The organism is Thioalkalivibrio denitrificans, assembly GCF_002000365.1.
In the GTDB taxonomy this organism is placed as follows: domain Bacteria; phylum Pseudomonadota; class Gammaproteobacteria; order Ectothiorhodospirales; family Ectothiorhodospiraceae; genus Thioalkalivibrio_A; species Thioalkalivibrio_A denitrificans.
The window spans coordinates 22,431-28,815 of record NZ_MVBK01000080.1; the positions used below are offsets into that span (position 1 = coordinate 22,431).

Genomic DNA, 6,385 nt, shown 5'->3' on the forward strand with positions numbered 1-6,385 from the left:
CCTCATCATCCGACTCTCCGCCATCGGCGATGTGGTCATGGCCTCGCCGCTGCCCGGTACCATTCGCCGCACCTGGCCGGGGGCGCGTATCACCTGGCTGGTGGAGCCGCAGGCGCGGGCTCTGCTGGCGCACAACAACGAACTCGACCGGGTTGTTGTCTGGCCGAAGGATGAATGGAAGGCGCTGTTTCGCAGCCTGCGCTGGTGGCGGCTGACGCGGGAGGTGCGAGCCTTCCTGCGCGAGCTTCGCGCTGAGCGCTACGATCTCGCGCTTGACCTGCAGGGTCTGTTCAAGAGCGGCATGTGGGCCTGGTTGTCAGGCGCCCGTGAACGGGTGGGGCTCGGCTCGCGGGAGGGCAGTCGCCTGCTGATGACGCGTGTCGTTGACCGCGGCGGCGGCGACCCCCGGCGCATTGGATCCGAGTATCTGCATCTTGCGACCGAGCTGGGGCTCGATACGGATCCGTTCTGGATGAAGGTCGGCCTCTCCTCCGCGGATGAGGGCGCGGCGCAGGCGCTGGCCCATACCCATGGACCCGGCGGCTATGCCGTGGGTTGCCCGTTCACCACGCGGCCCCAGAAGCACTGGGTGGACGTCCATTGGGCTGCGCTGGCCCGGCGACTTCATGAGGACCTGGACCTGCGGCTTGTGCTGCTGGGCGGCCCCGCGGACCGCGAGGCAGCCGCGCGTATCGAACAGGCGGCAGGAGATGCCGTGGACAACCGGGTGGGGGAGACCTCGCTGACGGAGGCGGCCGCGATCATCGCGAAGTCCCGGCTGCTCATCGGTGTGGATACCGGGCTCACCCACATGGGACCTGCGTTCAATGTGCCCACCATCGCCCTGTTCGGTTCCACCTGCCCGTATCTGGATACGGGACGGGACAACACCGTGGTGATCTACCACGATCTCCCCTGTGCCCCCTGCCGGCGCAATCCCACCTGCGGCGGAACCTTCGACTGCATGACGGGAATCTCGGTGGAAGAGGTGGTGGAACACGTGGCGCGGCTTCTGCCCGAAGCGAAGGTGAGAGCGTGAGCTTCAGAGTCCTGCACGTGGAAACCGGCCGCCACCTCTATGGCGGCGCACTGCAGGTGCGCTACCTGCTGGAGGGGCTGGCGGCACGGGGCGCGGCCAACATCCTGGTGTGCCCCGTGGATGCCTCCATCGCCGATGCCGCCCGGCCGTACTGCGAAGCCGTCTTTGAGGTGCCCATGGCCGGGGATCTGGATCTGGGCTTCGCCGGGCGCCTGCGGCGGGTGATCCGCGAGACCCGTCCGGATCTGGTGCATCTGCACAGTCGCCGCGGCGCGGACGTGCTGGGCGGACTGGCGGCACGACGCGCCGGTGTGCCGGCGGTGCTCTCACGCCGGGTGGATAATCCCGAACCGGCCTTCTGGGCGCGGCTCAAGTACCGGTTGTTCGCCCGGGTGGTCACCATCTCCGAGGCGATCCGGCAGGTTCTGCTCGCTGAGGGGGTGCCTCCCGAAAAGGTCGTCTGTGTGCCGAGTGCGGTGGACACGGCGGATTATGAACAGTCCTGTGACCGGGACTGGTTCCGCAGCACGTTCTCACTCGCGCCTGAAGCGCGTGCCGTGGGCGTCATCGCCCAACTGATCGTGCGCAAGGGCCATCGGCATCTGCTCACCGCCGCGCCCGCGATCCTCGCCGCCTGTCCCGATACCCGCATTCTGCTCTTCGGCCAGGGACCTCTGGAGGATGAACTGCGCGCCCGCATCCACGATATGGGGCTCGACGGACGCGTGGTGCTGGCCGGCTTCCGGAATGACCTGCCGCGTATCCTGCCCTGCCTGGATCTGGTGGTGCATCCCGCGGACATGGAGGGGCTGGGCGTGTCGCTGCTGCAGGCGGCCGCCGCCGGTGTGCCGCTGGTGGGCACGCGGGCCGGCGGCTTGCCGGAGATCATTCGCGAGGACAACGGCGTGCTGGTGCCGCCCGCCGACCCCGACGCGCTGGCGCAGGCCGTCATCGGACTGCTCAAGGATCCCGAACGGGCGCGCCGGATGGGAGAGGCGGGCCGTGCGCTGGTGCGGACGCGTTTTTCCATTGACGCCATGGTGGAGGGCAATCTTGGCGTGTACCGGGAACTGCTGGTATCCGGGGCGGGTCGTTCGTGAGGGCTGATGCCACACCCCTCGAGCGCTGGCTGATCCCCGGTCTGCTGGGCTATTTCGCGCTCCAGATCCTGGTGCGTGCCACCGGCAGCCCGGTCCTCGACCTGGACGAGGCGGAACAGGTGGTGGTCACGCAGTGGTGGCTGGCCGGTTACTCCGGGCAACCGCCGCTTTACGCCTGGTTGCAGAAGCTGGCCTTCGAGGTTTTCGGTATGAACCTGCTGGCCATTGCCCTCCTGAAGAACAGCCTGCTGTTTCTCACCTACCTGTTTACGTACCTGTCGGCACGGCGGTTGTTGCGCGACGGGAACCTGGCCGTGCTGGCCACCCTGTCGCTGTTGCTGATCCCGCAGGTGGTGTGGGAGTCACAGCGGGATCTGAGTCACTCGGTCATCGTTACTACCGTCGCGGCGGCCAGCTTCTATGTGCTCCTGCGCTGGCTGGAGCGGCCCAGCATTGGTCATTACCTGCTGGTCGGATTGGTGTTCGGCCTGGGGATATTGTCCAAGTACAACTATGCCGTGTTCGCCGCTGCCGCCGGCTGCGTGCTGTTGACCATGCCCCTGGGCCGCGTGCGCCTGTTCTCGCCCCGCATCCTGCTCAGTGCGGCGGTGGCAGCGGTGGTGCTGGCTCCCCACGCCCTGTGGTTCTGGGATTCCGTCCAGTTCGGCACCCGCGCCATGGGCAAGCTGGAGTTCGGCGACGGGCTGTGGCCGTGGTCCGGATTCGGCAGCCTGGCGCTGGCGGTGTTGGGTTTTCTCACGCCGCTATGGCTTGTCCTTTTGGCGGTATTCCGCCGCGACTTTCTCGCGGCATTCAGGTGGCGTCGCGCTGAAGCGGCGCCCGGTGGCTTTCCCCCGGGTCGCTACCTGCTCTTTGCCCTGGCACTGCTTGCGGCCATGGTGTTGATCCTCGGTGCGGCCCACTTCAAGGACCGCTGGATGCTGCCCATCCTGCTGCTCTTCCCGCTGTATGTGTTTGCGGCGCTGCGACCGGGTGCGGTGACGCCGGCACGTCTCAGGGTTTTCGTGACGGTTTGCCTGGTGATGCCGGTGCTGGCGCTTCTGGTGATGGCGGGTCGGGTACATGAGTGGCCCATGCTGGACGGGCATCATCGCTACAGCTACCCCTACGGGGAGTTGACGGCGGAGATCCGGAACATGGGCTTTGAACGGGGCCTGATCGTCGCCGATCGCGCCTTCATTGCGGGCAACCTGCGTTTCCGCTTGCCGGACAGCCGGGTCATGTATCCGGGCGTGACCGGTGACCCGCTCGTCTGCGGGCCCGGCGAGGACCTGTTGGTGGTCTGGGACGCCGACCGCAACGACGAACCGCCCCGCCATCTGCGGGACTGGCTGTCAACTCACCTCGACTTGGACATCGCAGGCGCGGATCTCACGATCCTGCAGACGGATGTGCAGGGAGCCGCACTGGGAGTCGTGCTCATGTCGGCGCAGGAGGCGAGTCTTGAGCAGAGGTGTTAGAGCTCCTATCGCGAATAGCGAACATCCCGGTTGAAAAGCGAACCGCGAAGGTACGCCAAGGTCTGCGCGAAGGGCGCAAAGGAAGTCATGATCTGTAAACCTTCGCGTCCTTGGCGCATACCTTCGCGCCCTTCGCGGTTCGCTTTTCAACCGGAGACCGGAATGTTCGCGGCGAGGGCGCCGCTCCTACCGGGTGGGTTGATTGCCGGATCCTTTCGCGTAAGGGTCGGGGATGCCCCAGCGGCGTTTGTACTTGAAGCGTCGGTGTGTCCAGAAGTACTGGGCAGGGGCCTGCAGAACCGCCTGCTCGATGACCGCGTTGATCCGTCGTGTATCGGCCTCCGGGTCATCCACCGGGAAACCCTCCAGCGGCTCACCGATCACCAGCCGGTAACCGCTGCGGTCCGGCAGGCGGTGGCTGAAGAAGGGTATTACCGGTGCGCCGCTCACCTTGGCCAGCCGTGCCGTGGCGTTGTTGGTGGCTGCAGGGACACCGAAGAAGGGCACGATGGTGCTGTTTCTGGCCTTGTAGGCCTGGTCGGGTGCGTACCAGACCACCAGGTTGTCTCTCAGGGCACGGATGACGTCCTTGACCTTGTCCCGGCGCACTGCGCGCAGGCAGTGTCGCTCACGGTTGCGCCGGAAGCAGTATTCCAGCACCGGGTTCTCGTGAGGCCGATACATGGCCGCAAAGGGCTGGTGGGGCACCAGCAGCCGGCCCGTGATCTCCAGGGTGGTGAAGTGCGCAGAGAGCAGGAGCACCCCCTTGCCCCGGGCCAGCGCCGCCTTCAGGTGTTCGAGCCCCTCGATGTGGGCCAGCGGCTGAAGACGGCTGTCGTCGGCCCACCAGCCGAAAGGCGTCTCGAAAAGCGCCGCCCCCATGGCGCGGAAGTGCTCGCGCACGAGCCGGCGGCGCTCGGCGGGGTCCCGGTCGGGGAAGCAGAGGTCGATGTTGACCTGAGCCACGTGCCTGCGATGCCTGGCCAGCAACCAGGCTACGTCTCCGAACAGTTCGCCCATGCGGATCTGCAGGCGCCAGGGCAGGCGGGTGGCCATCCAGAGCATGCCGACACCGAGCCACATGGGCCAGTGGCGCGGATGTCCGAGATTCGGGGCGGGTTTGTCCTTGGCCATGGGGGATCGGGCAAAGCGGGCATTCTAGCAGGGGGCGGCGCAAGCCCCAAAGGCGGCGATATTGCACCGTGATATCATGGCCGCCGTCGTCCCGTATTGAGATCCGCGCGCCGTGGAGACAGCCGTAAACCAGTCGTTGCCGCCGTTCGAACAGGCCCGGGTCCTGGTCCTCGGCGATTTGATGCTGGATCGCTACTGGACCGGGTCCGCCTCGCGCATCTCGCCGGAGGCGCCGGTGCCGGTGGTCAGGGTGGCCGACACGGAGGAACGGCCGGGCGGTGCCGCGAACGTGGCATTGAACATGGCGCGTCTCGGAGTGCAGGCGAGCCTCGCAGGCATGGTTGGCGAGGATGAGGCGGGGGCTTCCCTGCGGCGGCTCATGGACGCCGCCGGCATCCGGTGTCGATTTCACGTCTGCCCTGGCGTGCCCACCATCACCAAGCTGCGTGTCATCAGTCAGCATCAGCAGCTCCTGCGGCTGGACTTCGAACAGCGCCTGAACGGCGCGGACGCGGGCGCCTTGCTGGAGGATACGCGCGCGGCGGTCTCGTCCGGCCTCTCTGCGCTGGTGCTCTCCGACTACGGCAAGGGCACACTGGAACGTGCGCCGGAGTTGATTGCCGCGGCGCGCACTGCGGATGTGCCGGTGCTGGTGGATCCCAAGGGCCTGGACTTCGAGCGCTACCGCGGGGCCACGCTGATCACACCCAATCTCGCCGAGTTCGAGGCGGTGGCCGGGCACTGCGCCCACGATGACCAGTTGGCGGAAAGGGGCGAACGGTTGCGCGTCGAACTGGATCTCGACGCGATGCTGATCACCCTGAGCGAACGCGGCATGCTGCTGGTGCGCGCGGGCCACGATCCGCTGCATCTGCCCACCCGGGCGCGCGAGGTCTTCGACGTGACCGGTGCCGGCGACACGGTGATCGCGGTGGTGGCCGCGGCGCTCGCCGCCGGTCGGGATCTCGCCGAGGCCGCGGCGCTGGCCAACCTGGCCGCCGGCATCGTGGTGGGCAAACTGGGCACGGGTTTCGTGACACCGGCGGAACTGCGCGGCGCGCTGCGCAGCCAGCGCGGCGGCTGGAGCAGCCTGCTCGCGGAACCGGACCTGCTGTTGGCCGTGGAGGAGGCGCGCGCCATGGGCGAGCGCCTGGTGATGACAAATGGCTGCTTCGACCTGCTGCACGAGGGTCACGTGGCCTACCTGGAGCAGGCGCGCCGCCTGGGTGACCGGCTGATCGTGGCGGTCAACGACGATGACTCCGTGCGCCGGCTCAAGGGTGAGGGGCGGCCCGTGAATACGCTGACTCGGCGCATGGCCGTGCTCGCCGGGCTGGCATCCGTCGACTGGGTTGTGCCGTTCTCCGAGGACACCCCGGAGCGCCTGATTTGCGCCGTGCGACCGGACGTGCTGGTGAAAGGCGGCGATTACCGGCCCGGGGCGATCGCCGGCGCGGATTGCGTGCAAGCAGCCGGCGGACGCGTGGAAGTATTGCCCTATGTGGAGGGTGCCTCCACCAGCGGCATCATCGATCTGATCCGGGGTTAACCTCGTAGGAGCCCGGCCCTCCGGGCGAAGGTTTTGAGGCCCGGCCGTTCGCCCGGAGGGCCGGGCTCCTGATATGGATTGA

Annotated in this window: 5 protein-coding genes; 4 read left to right on the plus strand and 1 reads right to left on the minus strand. The window is 67.4% G+C overall.

What is annotated here, in order from left to right:
* Nucleotides 1-37 precede the first annotated feature (37 nt).
* Genes B1C78_RS12810 through B1C78_RS12820 form a run of 3 tightly spaced genes read left to right on the plus strand, consistent with a single transcriptional unit; the run spans nt 38 to nt 3,620 of the window.
* Nucleotides 38-1,039 carry a glycosyltransferase family 9 protein gene (locus tag B1C78_RS12810; RefSeq protein WP_077279570.1) on the plus strand — a complete coding sequence of 334 codons (1,002 nt, stop codon included), beginning with the start codon at nt 38-40 and terminating at the stop codon, nt 1,037-1,039.
* Complete coding sequence (locus B1C78_RS12815; RefSeq protein WP_077279564.1) at nt 1,036-2,139, plus strand: glycosyltransferase; 1,104 nt, start codon at nt 1,036-1,038, stop codon at nt 2,137-2,139. Before B1C78_RS12810 ends, B1C78_RS12815 begins: the two co-directional genes overlap by 4 nt.
* Nucleotides 2,136-3,620, plus strand: coding sequence for an ArnT family glycosyltransferase (locus B1C78_RS12820; protein WP_077279565.1), 1,485 nt, complete (start codon nt 2,136-2,138; stop codon nt 3,618-3,620). The genes B1C78_RS12815 and B1C78_RS12820 overlap by 4 nt, the downstream gene beginning before the upstream one ends.
* Before the next feature lie 186 nt (nt 3,621-3,806).
* Here B1C78_RS12820 and lpxL read toward each other — a convergent pair whose 3' ends face one another.
* Complete coding sequence (gene lpxL, locus B1C78_RS12825) at nt 3,807-4,754, minus strand: LpxL/LpxP family Kdo(2)-lipid IV(A) lauroyl/palmitoleoyl acyltransferase (RefSeq protein WP_077279566.1); 948 nt, start codon at nt 4,752-4,754, stop codon at nt 3,807-3,809.
* A gap of 112 nt (nt 4,755-4,866) precedes the next feature.
* Here lpxL and hldE point away from each other — a divergent pair, with 112 nt between their 5' ends.
* Nucleotides 4,867-6,303 carry a bifunctional D-glycero-beta-D-manno-heptose-7-phosphate kinase/D-glycero-beta-D-manno-heptose 1-phosphate adenylyltransferase HldE gene (hldE, locus tag B1C78_RS12830; protein ID WP_077279567.1) on the plus strand — a complete coding sequence of 479 codons (1,437 nt, stop codon included), beginning with the start codon at nt 4,867-4,869 and terminating at the stop codon, nt 6,301-6,303.
* Nucleotides 6,304-6,385 lie beyond the last annotated feature (82 nt).

Bases quoted from the DNA above. Each gene is read 5' to 3' on its own strand.
- B1C78_RS12810 (WP_077279570.1), top strand. From the start codon at position 38: ATGGCCTCGCCGCTGCCCGGTACCATTCGCCGCACCTGGCCGGGGGCG.
- lpxL (WP_077279566.1), bottom strand. From the start codon at position 4,754: ATGGCCAAGGACAAACCCGCCCCGAATCTCGGACATCCGCGCCACTGG.